The following is a 17,187-nucleotide window of genomic DNA, read 5'->3' as shown; positions in this document are numbered from 1 at the left end:
GTCCTTTCAATGTAACTGTAATTATTTTATATTATAAGCTCTATTTTGTCTATATTTCATAACATAAAAATAGTACGGAATCAGCGGGATAAGCGCAGCGATCCATGCCATCGGATCCGCAAGACAAACTCCGGCAAAACTGGTTCTTCCTGCAACCAGTAACACAATTGCTGCTCTCGCCACCAGTTCAAATACACCTCCGAGCATAGGCACTAATCCATAGCCCATTCCCTGAAGAGCATTTCGAAATACAAAAATTGTACACAGAAACGGATATGCCCAGAAAACTGTACGGAAATATGTTACAGAAACCTGTATAACGTCTGTCTGTGATGGACTGATAAAGAGATAAGTAAAATATTTTCCGCCAAAGTAAACCAATAACATTTCAATCCCACTCCAGACCAGAAGCATGATCCAGGAATATTTTACTCCCTGTTTTACACGATCCATCCGACCTGCGCCACGATTCTGACCGACATAAGTTGCAATAGTAGCTCCCATGGAAACAGCAACCATGCCAATGATATTCTGAATCTTACCTGCTGCCGAAAAACCAGCCATATATGTTGCTCCATAAATATTGACCGCACTCTGCACAATAATCGTGCCAATTGCAGTAATAGAAAACTGCAGTCCCATTGGTATTCCAAGCGAAAGAAGTCTTCCAAAACTGCCCTGTTGAAGTTTGAAATTTTCCTTTTTCAGATGAAGAATCGGATAACGCTTTATAATATATATGAGACAACAAACTGCAGAAACGGCCTGTGCGATGACTGTCGCATATGCACATCCTTCTACTCCCATTCCAGCAAAACGAATCAATACAACATCAAGTACAACGTTGATTCCTGCTGAAATAACCAGAAAATACAACGGAGATTTAGAATCACCAAGGGCACGTAAAAATGCCGCCAAAGTATTATACGCTGCAGTTACAAGAAGTCCCGCATAAATAATTCCCATATATCCGGCAACATCATCCATAAGTTCTGCTGGTGAATTCATCAATCGTAAGATTGGAATATTAAACACAAGAAATCCAATAGTCATTGCCACCGCAAACCCCATCATCAGATAGATTGACATTGCCACAAAATGTCTCATATCTTCGTATTTTTTTGCGCCAAATCTCTGCGCAACGATAATAGCAAAACCACTGCTCAGGCCATTCAGCCACCCCGTCACAAAAAACATCAAAGATCCGGTACTTCCAATTGCCGCAAGTGCATCTACGCCAATAAACTGCCCCGCAACAATAGAATCTACTATATTATAAAACTGCTGAAAAACATTGCCGAGAAACATCGGTATCATAAACTGAATAATCAATCTTACCGGGTTTCCGACTGTCATATCATTTGTCCTGTCTTTGCTCAATCTATTTCCTTTCTCATTACAAGACAGCAGAAAAAGCTTTTCCGCTTTGCCTGCTGTCTTATATACTTCTCAATTCTCTTATTTTTCGTCTGTTTTTATTTACTTCACAATCCCAATAATCTGGCTAATATCTTCAACCTTCTGCTGTACCATAAACTTCTCAATTCCTTCTGCAATTTCAACCGTCGCATAAGGATTAAAGAAATTCGCAGTACCTACAGAAACCGCAGTCGCACCGGCCATAATAAACTCGAGCGCATCCTCTGCTGTTGCAATACCTCCCATTCCGATAATCGGAAGGCCAACTGCCTGTGCCACCTGATAAACCATACGGACAGCAACTGGTTTCACTGCCGGGCCGGACATACCTCCGGTCTTATTTGCAAGTGCAAATGTTCTTCTGTAAATGTCAATCTTCATACCGGTCAGCGTATTGATCAGGGATAAAATATCCGCACCACCAGCTTCTGCTGCCTTCGCCATCTCTGTAATATCAGTTACATTCGGACTGAGTTTCATAATGATCGGCTGTTTTGCATATTTCTTAACTTCTTTTGTGATTGCTTCAAGCGCATGCGGATTCTGCCCAAAGGCAATTCCGCCTTCTTTAACATTTGGACAGGATACATTGATCTCCAGAAGATCTACCGGTTCATCTGCCAGTCTTTCCACCACTTCACAGTAATCTTCAGTGCTTTTCCCACATACATTAACGATAATCTTTGTATCGTACTGTTTCAAAAACGGGATGTCTCTTTTGCAGAAAAGATCAATTCCCGGATTCTGAAGTCCAATAGCATTCAACATACCGCTGGCAGTCTCTGTCACCCTTGGTGTGGGATTACCCGGCCACGGCACATTTGCAACACCTTTTGTCACAACACCGCCAAGTTTGTTCAGATCTACAAACTCACTGTATTCGGCTCCGGAACCAAATGTACCGGAAGCAGTCATTACAGGATTTTTCAATTCAACTCCTGCAAGAGTTACCTTTGTATTGATCATAACTCCACCTCCGTACTTAAGAATACCGGTCCGTCCTTGCAGACACGTTTGTTATGTACCTGAGAATGCGCATCGATGTCTTTTGATTTGCAGACGCATGCCAGACATGCACCAATTCCACATGCCATTCTTTCTTCCATGGAAATCCAGCAAGTAATATGATTTGCAGCTGCATATTCCTTCAATGCACGAAGCATCGGAGTCGGGCCGCAGGCAAAGATCACATCTGCTTCCAGCGCTTTTTCCTGAATTGCATTCAGAACATTCCCCTTTGTTCCTGAGCTTCCGTCTTCCGTTGCAACATAAACATCTGTATATTTTGCAAATTCTTCATTCAAGAACAATTCATCTCTGTAACCAAGAACAGCTGTTTTCTTTGCATTTAACTGTTTGGCAGTCTCCAGCATTGGAGGAATACCGATACCGCCGCCAATCAGAAATACTTTTTTGCCTTCAGCTTCTTCGAGCGGAAAGCCATTTCCAAGCGGTCCAAGTGCTTCGATCTTGTCACCCGGCTGCATCTTTGAAAATGCTTCTGTACCGGTATTTTTGCCGGTCACACGGTAAACCAGACGGATTCGGCTGGTTTCTTTATCAATCTCACAGATACTGATCGGTCTCGGAAGTAATTTACTGGAATTCCCTGTATATAAAGAAAGGAACTGTCCCGGCCGTGCATACTGTGCCATTTGATCTGTCTGCAGCCAGAGGCTGAAAATATCTTTGCCTATTTCTTCCTGACTGACAACAGTCAGATTTTCTTTTGTCTTTGTACTCATCTGTCTCCTCCTGCCCTCAATTAACGGTTCTGTAATGCACCGTCGATATCTGCGATCATCGCTTCTACAGCCTTACGGGATGCATCTGCATAATTGAGCTCACCAAATTCTGCGTAAGCCTCCTGTTTGTATGCAGCAATGATTCCTCTGGAAGAGTTTACGATTGCACCGAGTCCATCTTCATTGAAGAAATGAACAAGGTCAGCACCTTTTCCCCCCTGTGCACCGTATCCCGGTACAAGAATAAACGTCTTAGGCATCAGCTTACGAAGCACTTTGCCCATTTCCGGATAAGTAGCGCCAACTACAGCACCTACATAACTATATTCTTTACCCATGTGGTCTTCTCCCCACTCAGCAACCTTTTCGCCAACCCATTCGTACAGCGGACGTCCGTCGATCAGGCGATCCTGGAACTCTCCACTGGACGGATTAGAAGTTTTAACAAGAATAAACAGACCTTTATTTTCTTCTTTACATACTTCGATAAACGGTTTGATACTGTCAGATCCCATGTATGGATTCAGTGTTGCAAAGTCCTCATCAAATCCTGCATATTTCTTAGAACCAACCTGTACATGTCCGAGATGTCCGACTGCATACGCTGCGGATGTAGAACCGATATCACCACGTTTGATATCACCAATCACAACAAGATCTTTGGATTTGCAGTAATCTACAGTCTTTTTGTATGCCTGCAATCCCGGAATTCCAAACTGTTCATACATGGCAATCTGCGGCTTCACAGCGGGAATAAGATCATATGTTGCATCAACGATTCCTTTATTGAACTGCCAGATTGCTTCTGCTGCTCCTTCCAGAGTCTCACCAAACTCCACAAATGCCTTTTCCTGAATATGTTTCGGAATATAGTTCAGCATCGGATCAAGTCCTACAACGATCGGTGCATTGGTTTTACGGATTTTTTCAATAAGCTTGTTAATCATAACTGCTTCCTCCTGATGATTTATATTCTATAGTTTTATATACATTATCACCAATATCATACACGAAAAGGGCGATTTAATAAAGTGTTTTTTACATATTGACCTTGACATTTTCATACCCTCGGTCTATAATTCATTCATAGACGAAAAGTACCTTAATATAAAATCACTAGTTTTTAGAGATTATATATTACCCAACGATATAGTCTCTAAAATCTGGTGATTTTTTCGTCAGATGGACATTTAACTTTTTATTTTTATGGAGGTAACATCATGAACAAGGGAACTGTAAAATGGTTCAACGCAGAAAAAGGCTATGGCTTCATCACAGGAGAGGATGGCGCTGACGTATTCGTACATTTTTCTGCAATCAATGGTGAAGGATTCAAATCACTGGACGAAGGACAGGCAGTAACTTATGATTTAACAGAAGGCGCTCGCGGAATGCAGGCTGCTAACGTTACAAAATTATAATTAACATCTGATACTTCAGGTTTCATAACCTTCAAATAAAAAGCCCCGGGACTCCCGGGGTTTTTTATTATCTCATTTACTCTGCATCAGACGAAAGGCCTGAAACATAATTGTCGATTGCTGAAGTATCCATAACTGTCTCTGTCACTGTAGATGCTTCTTTTGCTTCAATTTTAGCGTAGGCAGAAAATCCGATCCAGCCAACCATCGCAACGCAGATAGCAATCCATGCAAGGATTTCCAGTTTGTCGATGATTCTTTCCTTTCTGGAGGCTTTAGAACGTCCATACTTGCCTGCTCTGTAGTTATCTACTTTCTTCTGACTCATATCAAGAATCTCCTTTGCTGTATAAGCTCATGCTTTTGCCATTATATCACACTATCATTAAAAAGTGAAGCATCTTTACCGCTTATACAGTCGTTGTTCACAGGATCTTCACACCGCTACGATCACACCGCCATCATTCGCATACATGCTGCTGACACCTGCGGTATCCAGAATCACAATCTTTTTCATCGGCATCCGCTCTTCCAGCGCATTCTTTAACAAAATTGCTCTTTCATGGCAATTGCAATGAGAAATTGCAAGAGTCTTCTGTCCGCTGTCAGCAGTCTTCTCCACGATTATCTGTGCCATCTTAACCAGTGCTTTGTTCATTCCTCTTGCCTGATCAAGCTGACAGATTGCACCTTCTTCTGTAGATCCCATGACCGGTTTGATCTTGAGTGCACTTGCCACAAGCGCTTTCACCTTGCTGAGTCTTCCGTTTTTACGAAGTGTCTCCAGATTGTCCAATACAAAGAACGTATGCTGCTGTTCAATATATTCCTCAACCGTCTCAATGACTTTATCAAATGGAAAACCGGCTTCTTCACACTCCTGAATTTTCATTGCAATCAGAGTCTGACCTACTGATGCAGATTTCGAATTAAAGATGTGAATCTGTCTGTCCGGATGATCTTCCTGCAGAAGATTTTTGCCAAGGACAGCACTGTTGTACGATCCGCTCAACTCTGCCGAAAGTGTTACTGCATATACATGTTCTGCCTCACAGTCAAATGCACGCATATAACGCTCTGGTGACGGACATGCAGATTTTGGACATTCCGGACACTCTGCAACCCTTTTCAAAAAATCGGCCTGATCAAATGTTTCATCATCTATAATATTTACACCATCTACGCTCAATATCAAAGCGACTGACTCAAAGCGTGGATCCTGCTTCCATTCATCAAGTAATTCCCCACAACTATCTATAACAATTTTATAGCTCAAATATATCGTCCTCTTTTCCATAATATGTAGTATCGAATACCACATCTATATTAACATATAGCCACATGTTTGAAAAGACTTTTTCGAAAAACTCTATTCTTTTTTTTCTTTCTGATTTATAATAGAAGCTACATTAATTCAAGGGAGTAAAAAAAATGCTTGTACTCAAAATAAATGACGTTAAAAATTTTATGAATCAGCTTCTGATCGGCCAGACTTTCGACGATTTTTCTCTTGTAGATGCTTCGATCACAACTTTTTGCAGTTTTATGATTGACGGGACACTCCACAGAGATTTTTTTGACAGTGACAGTAAACAGCCCTCCGTTCAGAGTGCTCTCTACTGTCCATGGAAAGAATTGAAATCTTATTGCTACTCTATTATTCGAGGCAAGCTTCCGCCTCTGCATTTTCGAATTACATTTCAGTTAAATTCCTCTCAGTTAACGCAGATTCTTCCTGCATTTTCCGATGTGATCACTGACCCTGCCATCCGTGGGCTGAATCTGAATCTACAGTACAAAAACCATGAATTGTTCTGTACATCCGGAATTTCCTCAGACGGCTTTCTTCTGGACAAATCACCGGAATTTATCTGGGATTCCTTTATTACTGATTATTTCAGATCCCGCCAGATAAATTTTGACAGGCTTTAAATTGTGAATCGCCTATCAGGGGATTTTGTTCTTCTTCCTCTTCATACTCTGTCTGCACCAGATAATATGCCAGCATATCTACGAACTCACTGTTCGTCGGTCTGTATCTCAGTGGATAACCGGCTATCCGATCCATTGTTTCCTTATTTGCCGTCCAGCAGACGTTGATCACTGTGCGAATATCATGTTCTATATTGACCGGTGTTGATTTGAACTTCTTAGCCAGATGTGGATAAATATCTTTTGTAATCTTAATCGGATAATCCTGAAGCTCCATAGACATCATCACTGCTTCTGCCACATAATAATAGCCTTTATATTTTGAAGTCATACCCAGCTGTCTGATCAGTCTATATACTTTTCTCATGTGCTCTCCCTCCGCCTTTTCCTGTTTTGTCATTATTATACGACAAAATCTTTCTATTTTTCTTTTGCCTACCAAACTCGTTCAAGTTCGAGAAAAAACGACATTTTCAGAGAGAACCCCACTTTTTTCAACTAAAAGCCTTTGTTTTTAATACCATGTACGCATCAGCATATTCGATTTGCCTTTTGTTGTCAAGAATTAATTTTTTGTTGAAAAAAAGTTCCCAAATACCGTCTCTGAAACCGTATTTGGGAACTGTATAATAATCTTTGCTTACATGTTTCTTATTTTTATAAATTACGCATATATCTGATGTTTTTATTTTGTAAGAAGCATCAGAATTTCATTGCTTCTCTGTACAAATTTTGTCATTTCATCCGGCGAAAGCTGTTTATGGCTCAGCATTGCCAGATCATAAAGCTGCTGGCAGATCATTTCTGCATGGGCAGATTCCTGATTTTCAGCAAGATATTTAACAAGTGGATGACTTACATTCAGCACCAGTGTCTCCTGACCGCCAAACATACCCGGATCCATGCCATACATATTGTACATTTTCATCATATCCTGCATACGACGGCTTTCTTCAGAAAGTGTCATCATTGCAGCAACTGATTCATTTTTCAGGTTTTCAACCTTCACTTCAAGCTTGTCCATATTAAGACTCTTGCGGAAAAGCTCTGTCAGAGCTTTTGCTGTTTCTTCATCAGCCGCACCCTCACCTTTCAGTTCTTCCGTTACATCAGCATCGATTCTCTTGAACTGAATTGTCTGATCCTTCTGCTCCAGATGAGAAATAAATGTTGTATCAATGTTATGAGAAAGAATCACTGCATTCTTTCCTGCTTCTCTGAACATGTTGATATACTGGCTCTGCTGTACAGCATCTGTTACATAGAAGATTGTTGTCTTTTCCGGTTCTTTATTTTCGTCCTTCTTCTCTGTATCTTCTGTTTTTTCTGTATCCTCAGCCTTTTCTTCTGTGTCTGCTTTCTTATTCTGTTCGATGCAGTCTTTCAGTGTCAGATACTTGTTGTCGATATCTTTAAAGAGGATATAATCATGCAGTTTCTCAGCAAACTTGCTGTCTTTGATACAGCCGAATTTGATAAACGGGCTGATATCATCCCAGTATTTCTCATAAGATTCGCGGTCGGTCTTGCACATACCGGTCAGCTTGTCGGCAACCTTCTTGGAAATGTATTCGGAAATCTTCTGCACAAACCCATCATTCTGAAGTGCACTTCTGGAAACATTCAGCGGCAAATCCGGACAATCGATCACACCTTTCAGAAGAAGCAGGAATTCCGGAATTACTTCTTTGATGTTGTCTGCGATAAATACCTGATTGTTATATAATTTGATGGTTCCTTCAATGGAATCATATTCTGTATTGATCTTCGGGAAATACAGAATACCTTTCAGGTTAAACGGGTAGTCCATGTTCAGATGAATCCAGAACAGTGGCTCCTTGTAATCCATAAATACTTTACGATAAAATTCTTTATAATCTTCATCAGTGCATTCGTTCGGGTGTTTCATCCACAGTGGATTCGGATCACTTAAGGAAACCGGACGTTTGTTGATTTTTATACGGTCTCTTGCAGGAGAAACTTCGACAACTTCTTTCTCACCTTTGTCGTTTTCTTTTTCTTCTGTCTTTGCATCTTCATGGATATGCTCAACAACAACATCATCATCTTTCAGATCCGCTTCATCGATTGTTTCGTATTCCTGCTCTGCATTTGCTTTGGAAAGATAAATATTTACCGGCATGAAAGAACAATATTTCTCGATAACCTCACGCATACGGTATTCGTTACAGAATTCCAGGCTTTCATCATTCAGAAACAGTGTGATCTCAGTTCCGACTGTTGTGCGGTCGCCATCTTTCATGTCATATTCTGTACCACCGTCGCAGGTCCAGTGAACCGGTGTCGCGCCTTCTTTGAAAGAAAGTGTATCAATGTGTACTTCATCGGCTACCATGAAAGCGGAATAGAAACCGAGACCAAAATGACCGATCATCTGGTCATCTGTTGTCTTATCTTTATATTTTTCAAGGAACTCTGTTGCTCCGGAAAATGCAATCTGTGTAATGTATTCTTCTACCTCATCGGCAGTCATACCAATACCATTATCAATGAATTTCAGGGTCTTGGCATCTGAATCAACTACAACCTGCACTGCTGGTTTGTAATCATCTGCAAATGTATACTCGCCCATTACTTCCAGTTTTTTCAGCTTTGTGATTGCATCACAGCCATTGGATACAAGTTCTCGAACAAAAATGTCATGGTCAGAATACAGCCATTTCTTAATGATCGGGAAAATATTCTCACTGTTAATTGATAAATTTCCATGCTTTTCAGCCATATTATCCACACTCCTTAGATTCGTTTTTTCATCTTTTTATATACTAATCCCCTTTTTTCCAAAAGTCAAGAAAAAATTAGCACTCATTTAAAATGAGTGCTAACAAAAACTTTTTTATTTATTTGTTTTTATTTTTCTTTTTGTAAAACACAACTCCGCCTATTGCTCCGGCTGCAATAATCAGAATACATATAAACGGAAGAATCTGCGTACTATCTCCTGTCTTCACGGCGCCTGTCCTGCTGATTGCCGGTGTCAGATCAGCGCCCGGAGCTGTTACATTAGCTTTCGTAACAGAAAATGATACCTGACGTGTATCTGTTGTATTAGTCGGCTGCCAGGAATTACCATCGTACTTCTGCTGTTCAAAATTAACTTTTAATGTGTAGTCTCCACTCTTTGCCAGACCAAAAGATGCTGTATACGGTGCCGCATCCCATCCCAGAGTATTATTGAGTACAGTCCATGACTTCGGTTCATAACGTGTGTCTCCATTACGCGGAGATGTATTATCCATTCCGGCACCTACTGCCGTAAAGGAAATCTTTGACTGCGTCGTATATACACCATTGTAATCAATTCCGGTGATTATATTATTTTCGGCAGATGCGATTTTCGGACTATATGCCTTTACATTGACATCTATAGATATCGCCAGATTCAGATTATTGTCATTGTCTACACCGTCCGGAAGAGTAATCGTTCCTGATACGGTGAAGTTCTGTTCCTCTGTTGCTGACTGTCTGTAGGAAGACCCTTTCACATTCCAGGAAACAGCCGCTTTCATATTGCCTGCTGTTGTTTCAATCACAACTGCGGATGGAAGATTCAATGAAGAAGCACTTTTCTCGGTTCCGTTCGGAAGTCCACTGACAGCCGCTGGCTGCTGAATCTTCGTAATGGTCGCGGTATCTTTAATCACCTGAAACGCTACAGAAATCGGAGTTGTTGCTTCAAATCCGCTTTCTGTTGCTACTTTAATCGTTTCTGTATAGCTGCCGACTGCCAGACCTGCCTTAGGACGTACGGAAAATGTGATTCTGCCTTCTCCATTCGGCGCCAGTTTCAGAGAATCTTCTGTAGTGATCTCATAATTTCCACTCTGACTCACCGGCATAATTACTGTCTCTGGTACATTTCCGTTATTTATATAAGTGATCGTCTTCGCATCAACTGCAGAATAACCCTTCTTTGCAGTTGCAAAGTCCAGAGGCTCATTCGGATTCGGGGTAAGGTCATGTGAAATATCCTGTACCGTCACAGTAGCAGTGATTGTAGCTATCATCGCTGCCGGATCATTGACATTATTGACCGTAAATGTCTGCTGATATGGATTTGCATTTGCGCCAAGTCCGGTTACCGGTGTAATCGTAAGTGTTGCTAATGCACCCGGATCCACTGTAACTGTGTTCGTCTGCGCGTCTGTCTGCTCAGCCCAAACCGCCGTTGCTGCCTGATTCTCATCACCTGATGCAGTAACAGAAAGAGACACTGCTGTATCACTATTATTTTTAAATGTTACTTTCTTCTGCGCTGCTGTAGCATCATCCGCCGTATAATCCTGTACAAAAGAGAACTGCGGCTGAGTTTCTCCTTCAACAGATATTTGATTTGCGGTTGCAGGATCCGGATTCTGCTCTGACTGTGTTCCTCCTGACGGTTCTTCGTTTGATGAATCTTTGTTTGACGGCTCTTCATTTGACGGTTCTTCATTTGATGGATTCTCGTTCGATGGATCTTCTGTCGTTCCGTTATTTCCATCCTCTGTCGGATAGGTATCATCGGAAGTTGCCGGCGGAATTCCATCTACCGTTTCAGTACCGGCCTTATCTTCTCCCTCAGCAGAATCATCCGCCTGCGTCAGCTGATTGTCTTCCATCTGGTCATCCTTTACCAACGTATCCTCTGTCGGCACTTCCTGGATCTCACCAGTCTGCTCCGGCTGTTCTTCTGTCACCTGTCCCTCTGTCTGCTGATCATCAGAAGTCGCCGGTGGTATCTCATCTACCGTTTCTGTGCCCGCAGCGTCTATATCCTCGGTACTATCTGCATTGTCCTGCTGATCGTCGGTACTCTCCTCATCAGTTGTCTGATCTTCTCCTGTTTCTTCGGAAGCATCCTCTTTCTGTGTCTCTGCTGCAGCTTCAAGTGCAGCTCCGCTCTCAGCATCAACCACTTCATCAGAAGTTACTGTCAGTGTGCCGCTATAACCGTTTTCTTCTTTGCCGGTAATTGTCAGCACGATCTTGGAACCGATATCTTCCTGTGTTACTGTATAAGTCTTCTCTTTGCCCAGCTCTTTCAATTCAGGAGTTTCCCCTGCATTTTCCGCTGCCTCGTCATCAAACGTCTTTCTGGACCAGAGATAAGTGACATCATCCTCTGTCATTCCCTCAGTATTAACTTCTTTAAAATCGGCACTCAGAGTCTTTCCTTCTGCTGCGATTCCCTGAATATTCAGTTTTCCGTTCAAAGCGGTCGTCTCTGCCGCAAATACGGTTATGGGAAGCATAGATAATGCCATAAGCACTGACATAATAACTGCAAGAACTCTCTCTTTCCGCATAACACACCCTCCTTTTAGTCTCTTTTTATAAGCGATCTGAAATTACGTCTTATATTATTTTATCTTTATGTGGGGCATTCTGCCCTTCTTCTGTAAAGAATTATACCACAGCATTTTTTACGGATGTAATTTATGTTTTACACTCTGTTAATATTTCCCGGATGACCGTTTTTTTATTTTACGGACATAAAATATCCCCATCCATTCATTACCGGACAGGGATATTTCCACAATATTTCTTTTGTTTTCAGATTTTCAAATCTCAGGCTTCTACAATCAGATATCCACCGGATGGCAATGTAAATACCTCACACGCTTCTTCCAGCTCCTCATCAGTCATTCCACTGACATCAGCACCTGCCTCATCCAGATACGCTCTGACTTCTTTGATATTTTCCACTTCTACCGCCATACAGTCTTCCAGAAATTCCAGAGCTTCCTCCGGTGTCTCTGCGACCGGTTCATCATAAAGTCTGCTCTGATCTTTGAGAAAAACTTCTACTGCTTCTTCTGAATACATTATTTCAGCACCTCCTCTATATTTCCTTTTGCTTTGATCAGCTTTCTCAATATTGTCTGTACTCTGTCCGTTTCATATGCTGCCACTTCTTTTACACCTGGTTTTGCATGTGCCATCGCGAATCCATACGGAACTGATTTCAGCATATCAATATCATTGTATTCATCCCCGAATGTAATGCATTCTTCTGGTTTGATATTCAGAATTTTCTGGTATTCTGCCAGTCCTCTTGCCTTATTTGTTGTAAAAGGAATAAAATCCACCCATGCTGTCCCTGATGTTACAACTGTACACCTGTCACCAAATCTTTCTCTCCAGTAGTAAATTGTGTCCTCCTGCAGTCCACCCTGCTCATACACAGCAAGTTTCATGCATGGCTCTTTTATTTCATTAAAGCTCTGAATTTCCATGCAGACATTTCCGACCACATGAAGCATAAGGTCACGAAAATGTTCCGTCTTTGGTTTTATATAGTAGAAATCTTTGGTTGAACAGGTAAATTCAGATCCTTCCCTGTTATAAATACACTCTGCAATTTCTCTGACCAGATTCTGATCAAAATAATTCTGATACATTACCTTTTCATGATAAACTGCCAGCCCGCCATTTTCACAGATAAAAGCCATATCATCTGCTACCGGAGCAAACATTTTTTTCATGTTGGCATACTGGCGTCCACTTGCAGCTACAAAAAGTATCCCTAACTCTTTTAACTGTCTGATCAGCGGAAAAATATCCTCTGGAAGGCCCTGCGCACCTTTCATTAATAACGTTCCATCCAGATCACTTGCAACTAACTTAATCATTTTTCCATTCCTCACATATCTTCAGTAAATCCTGCGGTTTTTCTGCAATTACTTCTGCACCGTTACTTTCAAGTTCCCGGCGGTCGCGGAATCCCCATAGTACCCCTACCGTATGCATCTTGGCTGCATTTCCGGTTTCCATGTCTGTTTTGGTATCTCCCACATACATACATTCTGACGGTGTCACTCCAAACTCCTGTGCTGCCTTTAACGGGCCATCCGGTGCCGGTTTTCGGCGTATCACATTGCTCTGTCCGATCACCAGGTCAAAATATCCGTCAAACATCTGCGCAATTACTTTCACCGCTGCCACATGTGGCTTGTTGGAGCAGACGGCCAGCTTCATCCCACGATTTTTCAGTTCTTTCAGTGTCTCCATAATCCCATCATATGGAACCACTTTATAGAGTGGATCTGCATCAAATTTCTCTCTGTAGAGGCTGCGGCATTCCTCATAATGCATCAGTTCCGGATCACCTGCATCTTTCAGGCATCGCCTGATCAGCATATCTGCACCTTCACCGCTGTAATATTTAAAATTTTGCACCGGCTGCGGTGTCAGTTCCATTTTTTCCAGAATCTCATTTGCCACATATGCCATGGATTCTAATGTATTTGCAAGCGTTCCATCGAGATCAAAAATACATGCTTTTATCATCTGTTTATCCTCTTAACTCAATTCCCAGTTTCTTCATTTCATAAAAAAGTCTTCCGACCGGAAGACCGACTACATTGGTGTAGTCGCCTTGAATTTCCTTTACATAGATGCCGAAGCTTCCCTGAATCCCGTAACTTCCAGCTTTGTCCATTGGTTCCCCGCTCTTTATATATGTACGAATTTCTTCATCTGTCACCGGATAAAAAGTAACATCCGTGCGTTCTGCGAAAGAATGTTTCTCCCATTCTCCGTACTTTTTGACCAGGGCTGTCACACCGGTATAAACCTGATGGGTATTTCCCTGCAGTATCTTCAACGTTTCAAATGCAGTCTGCTCATCTGACGGCTTTCCTAAGATTTCACTCTTATAAGAAACGATCGTATCTGCTCCAATGATCACTGTCCCATCTTCCAGTTCAAACTTCGAAGCGATCTCTTCAGCTTTCTGGGCAGATAATTCACAGACGATCTCATCCGGTCTTTCTGCTGTAATCTTTTCTTCGCCTTCTGCTGCACATATCTGAAAAATAACACCTGCCGCCGCAAGCAGTTCACGCCGCCTCGGTGACGCAGATGCAAGTATGATTTTTCTCATAAAGTTCTTCCTTTTCTTTGTTTTACTTCGGTAACAGTATACCCTGTCCCTCAAAATCGTGCAACTGCGAAAAACATTTTTCATAATCAGAACATATTTACGCCAAATATATGGAATAAAATTTAAAATTACCTGTTGACAGTATATTGTTTTTCTGATATTATAATCAACTGTGAGCGGTAAATTGCCCTCAAATATGTAAATGCTGCTGTGGCTCAGTCGGTAGAGCGTCGCCTTGGTAAGGCGGAGGTCACGGGTTCGATTCCCGTCAGCAGCTTTATTTTTTTGCCTATTTTAAAGGGTTTTCGGATGTTTCGGTATCAAATAGTAGTCAAAATAGTAATCAAAACATGTGTTCACCCTATTTTAGGCATTTTCTGTGCCTGAAAATCTGGAATATTACTCAAAATTTCTTTCTTCCGATCAATGGATTTTCTGTTTTTATGATAAATAGAATATTCCAAGCTTTTTTTAATCTAAGTACCTTTCCAGATATTCAGTATATACCGGAAATTCATCTTCAGTAAAAACAACCTCTTCCGGCTCCTTAATGATTTTTTTAAAGACGGAATCAGAGGTATCAAGATCTTGTAACATCTCTTCAGGACTCCAATCTATTAATTTTCTTTTTTTAGCCCTCTTCAACATTCCTCTTGTTATAGACTTTAAATTCGAAAATGCTTTTGCTGTAAGATTGTATTAAACAAATGGTTAGACAAGCGGTAGTCGGTAACTAGCCTATGGATTTAAGCCTTCCATACCCAAAATAGGAATAGAGAACCCCAGTGCTGCAACACTGGGGTTCTCGTTTTGTCGTCCATAGTTGGAACATAATTCATTTTTGCCTATTGGCATTATAACATATGTGTTTCCGTAAAGCAATACACCTGATTTCAATAATTTTATGATCTGTTCTAACTTTTTTTCTTTTCTATATTTTTCTATATTTTTCTCAGGAAATCTTTTAAATTCCACATTTTTATGATATGATTAACCTTTAAAGAACCATTCAGGAGGGAAAGAGATGGATAACGAAACCGTTTCTAAAAATTTTATTGAAAACATCATTGACAAGGATCTGGCTGATGGCGTTTACGACACTGTCCACACCCGCTTTCCACCGGAACCTAATGGATACCTCCATATCGGACATGCCAAATCCATTCTTTTAAATTACGGACTTGCCAAAGAATACAACGGCAAGTTTAATATGCGTTTTGATGATACCAACCCTACAAAAGAAAAAAGTGAATTTGTAGAATCTATCAAAGCAGATATCAAATGGCTCGGTGCTGACTGGGAGGACAGACTTTTCTTCGCTTCCGATTATTTCGGTCAGATGTATGAAGCAGCGATCAAGCTGATCAAAAAAGGCAAGGCTTATGTCTGTGACCTGACTGCTGACGAGATCCGCCAGTATCGTGGTACTCTGACAGAGCCTGGTAAAGAAAGCCCGTACCGTAACCGTTCCGTAGAAGAAAACCTTCAGCTTTTTGAGGAAATGAAAGAAGGCAAATATGCCGATGGAGAAAAAGTTCTCCGTGCAAAGATAGACATGGCATCTCCGAATATGAACATGCGTGATCCGGTCATCTATCGTGTGGCTCATATGACTCACCACAGGACCGGCGATACATGGTGCATTTATCCGATGTACGACTTCGCGCATCCGATTGAAGATGCAATCGAGGGTATAACACATTCTATCTGTACACTTGAATTCGAAGATCACCGTCCACTGTATGACTGGGTAGTACGTGAGCTTGAATATCCGCAGCCACCGAAACAGATTGAATTTGCAAAGCTTTACCTTACAAATGTCGTAACAGGCAAACGTTACATCAAGAAACTGGTCGAAGACGGCATCGTAGACGGATGGGATGATCCTCGTCTTGTTTCCATCGCCGCACTGCGTAGACGTGGTTTCACTCCGGAATCCATCAAAATGTTTGTAGATCTCTGTGGTGTCTCCAAAGCAAACAGCTCTGTAGATTACGCAATGCTTGAGTACTGCATTCGTGAAGACCTCAAATTAAAACGTCCTCGTATGATGGCTGTCATGGATCCGGTCAAACTTGTGATCGACAATTATCCAGAAGGACAGGTAGAATATCTGGATGCTCCGAACAACATGGAAAACGAAGCTCTCGGAACCCGTAAGATTCCATTCAGTGGTGAACTTTATATCGAACGCGACGATTTCATGATCGACCCGCCGCGTAAATACAAGAGACTGTTCCTCGGTACAGAAGTTCGTCTGATGAACGCATACTTTGTTACCTGTACCGGTTATGAAGCAGATGATGACGGCACTGTACGTGTTGTACACTGTACTTACGATCCGGCTACCAAAGGCGGTAACGCTCCGGACGGACGTAAAGTAAAAGGTACAATTCACTGGGTAGAAGCTACCAACGCAAAAGAGGCAACTGTACGTCTTTATGAAAACATCGTAGATGAAGAAAAAGGCGTATACAATAAAGAAGATGGATCCCTGAACGTAAATCCGAACTCCCTTACAACCGTTACCGCTTACGTAGAGCCGGCGCTTATGGAAGCCAAAGGCTACGACAGCTATCAATTCGTAAGAAACGGATTCTATTGTGCAGATATCCATGATTCCAAAGAAGGTGCACCGGTATTTAACCGTATTGTATCCCTTAAGAGTTCTTTCCGTCTTCCGAAATAATTCTTTCGGAAATGAATGATGTAACAAACAAGAGGCAGGTCAATCGACCTGCCTCTTGTTATCTTCATAGTTCTTATTATTAAACTGAACCGG

18 protein-coding genes and 1 tRNA gene are annotated in these 17,187 nt (G+C 41.5%); 4 read left to right on the top strand and 15 right to left on the bottom strand.

All coding sequences use genetic code 11. The features are described from left to right. Nucleotides 1–21 precede the first annotated feature (21 nt). The 4 genes from BQ7344_RS15705 to pyrF form a co-directional block, all read right to left on the bottom strand. Nucleotides 22–1,356: an MATE family efflux transporter gene (locus tag BQ7344_RS15705; protein WP_083585608.1), complete on the bottom strand. Its 1,335-nt coding sequence runs from the start codon at nt 1,354–1,356 to the stop codon at nt 22–24. A 123-nt stretch (nt 1,357–1,479) separates the two neighbouring features. Beyond that, nucleotides 1,480–2,385 carry a dihydroorotate dehydrogenase gene (locus tag BQ7344_RS15700; protein ID WP_072523284.1) on the bottom strand — a complete coding sequence of 302 codons (906 nt, stop codon included), beginning with the start codon at nt 2,383–2,385 and terminating at the stop codon, nt 1,480–1,482. Then, nucleotides 2,382–3,164 carry a dihydroorotate dehydrogenase electron transfer subunit gene (locus tag BQ7344_RS15695; RefSeq protein WP_072523283.1) on the bottom strand — a complete coding sequence of 261 codons (783 nt, stop codon included), beginning with the start codon at nt 3,162–3,164 and terminating at the stop codon, nt 2,382–2,384. The genes BQ7344_RS15700 and BQ7344_RS15695 overlap by 4 nt, the downstream gene beginning before the upstream one ends. A gap of 20 nt (nt 3,165–3,184) precedes the next feature. Then, nucleotides 3,185–4,111, bottom strand: a complete 927-nt coding sequence (gene pyrF / locus BQ7344_RS15690; RefSeq protein ID WP_072523282.1) for an orotidine-5'-phosphate decarboxylase — start codon at nt 4,109–4,111, stop codon at nt 3,185–3,187. Nucleotides 4,112–4,384: 273 nt separating this feature from the next. On the opposite strand from pyrF, the gene BQ7344_RS15685 reads away from it, so the two are divergent. Next, on the top strand, nt 4,385–4,585 hold the full coding sequence (locus BQ7344_RS15685; protein WP_005425201.1) for a cold-shock protein: 201 nt from the start codon (nt 4,385–4,387) through the stop codon (nt 4,583–4,585). 76 nt (nt 4,586–4,661) lie between these two features. On the opposite strand, the gene BQ7344_RS15680 is transcribed toward BQ7344_RS15685, so the two are convergent. Further along, nucleotides 4,662–4,913: a hypothetical protein gene (locus tag BQ7344_RS15680; protein ID WP_072523281.1), complete on the bottom strand. Its 252-nt coding sequence runs from the start codon at nt 4,911–4,913 to the stop codon at nt 4,662–4,664. A gap of 108 nt (nt 4,914–5,021) precedes the next feature. Beyond that, a complete protein-coding gene (locus BQ7344_RS15675) occupies nt 5,022–5,861 on the bottom strand; it encodes a DegV family protein (RefSeq protein ID WP_072523280.1) in 840 nt (279 codons plus the stop codon). A 155-nt stretch (nt 5,862–6,016) separates the two neighbouring features. On the opposite strand from BQ7344_RS15675, the gene BQ7344_RS15670 reads away from it, so the two are divergent. Further along, nucleotides 6,017–6,517 (top strand): DUF5721 family protein, encoded by a 501-nt coding sequence (locus BQ7344_RS15670; RefSeq protein ID WP_072523279.1) that lies wholly within the window; start codon nt 6,017–6,019, stop codon nt 6,515–6,517. Here the strand turns inward: BQ7344_RS15670 and BQ7344_RS15665 are convergent. The 7 genes from BQ7344_RS15665 to BQ7344_RS15635 form a co-directional block, all read right to left on the bottom strand. Beyond that, the gene (locus tag BQ7344_RS15665; protein WP_235816140.1) at nt 6,483–6,884 is read right to left on the bottom strand and encodes a sporulation initiation factor Spo0A C-terminal domain-containing protein; all 402 of its coding nucleotides are present in this window, start codon (nt 6,882–6,884) and stop codon (nt 6,483–6,485) included. The two genes, BQ7344_RS15670 and BQ7344_RS15665, sit on opposite strands and share 35 nt — an antisense overlap. Nucleotides 6,885–7,202: 318 nt before the next feature. Beyond that, on the bottom strand, nt 7,203–9,260 hold the full coding sequence (gene htpG / locus BQ7344_RS15660) for a molecular chaperone HtpG (RefSeq protein ID WP_072523277.1): 2,058 nt from the start codon (nt 9,258–9,260) through the stop codon (nt 7,203–7,205). A 118-nt stretch (nt 9,261–9,378) separates the two neighbouring features. Beyond that, complete coding sequence (locus BQ7344_RS16630; protein WP_235816139.1) at nt 9,379–11,826, bottom strand: midas domain-containing protein; 2,448 nt, start codon at nt 11,824–11,826, stop codon at nt 9,379–9,381. Nucleotides 11,827–12,088: 262 nt separating this feature from the next. Further along, nucleotides 12,089–12,346 (bottom strand): glyoxalase, encoded by a 258-nt coding sequence (locus tag BQ7344_RS15650; RefSeq protein ID WP_072523276.1) that lies wholly within the window; start codon nt 12,344–12,346, stop codon nt 12,089–12,091. Then, nucleotides 12,346–13,152: a Cof-type HAD-IIB family hydrolase gene (locus tag BQ7344_RS15645; RefSeq protein WP_072523275.1), complete on the bottom strand. Its 807-nt coding sequence runs from the start codon at nt 13,150–13,152 to the stop codon at nt 12,346–12,348. Before BQ7344_RS15645 ends, BQ7344_RS15650 begins: the two co-directional genes overlap by 1 nt. Continuing rightward, nucleotides 13,145–13,810: an HAD family hydrolase gene (locus BQ7344_RS15640; protein WP_072523274.1), complete on the bottom strand. Its 666-nt coding sequence runs from the start codon at nt 13,808–13,810 to the stop codon at nt 13,145–13,147. The genes BQ7344_RS15645 and BQ7344_RS15640 overlap by 8 nt, the downstream gene beginning before the upstream one ends. 4 nt (nt 13,811–13,814) lie before the next feature. Then, nucleotides 13,815–14,405: a Maf family protein gene (locus BQ7344_RS15635; protein ID WP_072523273.1), complete on the bottom strand. Its 591-nt coding sequence runs from the start codon at nt 14,403–14,405 to the stop codon at nt 13,815–13,817. A 204-nt stretch (nt 14,406–14,609) separates the two neighbouring features. On the opposite strand from BQ7344_RS15635, the gene BQ7344_RS15630 reads away from it, so the two are divergent. Continuing rightward, nucleotides 14,610–14,682: transfer RNA gene (locus BQ7344_RS15630), tRNA-Thr, on the top strand. 194 nt (nt 14,683–14,876) lie between these two features. Here the strand turns inward: BQ7344_RS15630 and BQ7344_RS16245 are convergent. Together BQ7344_RS16245 and BQ7344_RS16240 are read right to left on the bottom strand one after the other, a co-directional pair. Continuing rightward, nucleotides 14,877–15,053, bottom strand: coding sequence for a hypothetical protein (locus tag BQ7344_RS16245; protein WP_159431384.1), 177 nt, complete (start codon nt 15,051–15,053; stop codon nt 14,877–14,879). Between the two features lie 90 nt (nt 15,054–15,143). Further along, nucleotides 15,144–15,380 carry a hypothetical protein gene (locus tag BQ7344_RS16240; RefSeq protein ID WP_159431383.1) on the bottom strand — a complete coding sequence of 79 codons (237 nt, stop codon included), beginning with the start codon at nt 15,378–15,380 and terminating at the stop codon, nt 15,144–15,146. Between the two features lie 49 nt (nt 15,381–15,429). Here BQ7344_RS16240 and BQ7344_RS15625 point away from each other — a divergent pair, with 49 nt between their 5' ends. Continuing rightward, nucleotides 15,430–17,094 carry a glutamine--tRNA ligase/YqeY domain fusion protein gene (locus BQ7344_RS15625; protein WP_072523272.1) on the top strand — a complete coding sequence of 555 codons (1,665 nt, stop codon included), beginning with the start codon at nt 15,430–15,432 and terminating at the stop codon, nt 17,092–17,094. Nucleotides 17,095–17,187: the final 93 nt, after the last annotated feature.

The sequence above is a fragment of the Blautia sp. Marseille-P3087 genome (assembly GCF_900120195.1).
In the GTDB taxonomy this organism is placed as follows: Bacteria; Bacillota; Clostridia; order Lachnospirales; family Lachnospiraceae; genus Blautia_A.
The sequence above is the reverse complement of the archived record's forward strand: the minus strand, read 5'-3'. Positions and strand labels throughout refer to the sequence as shown.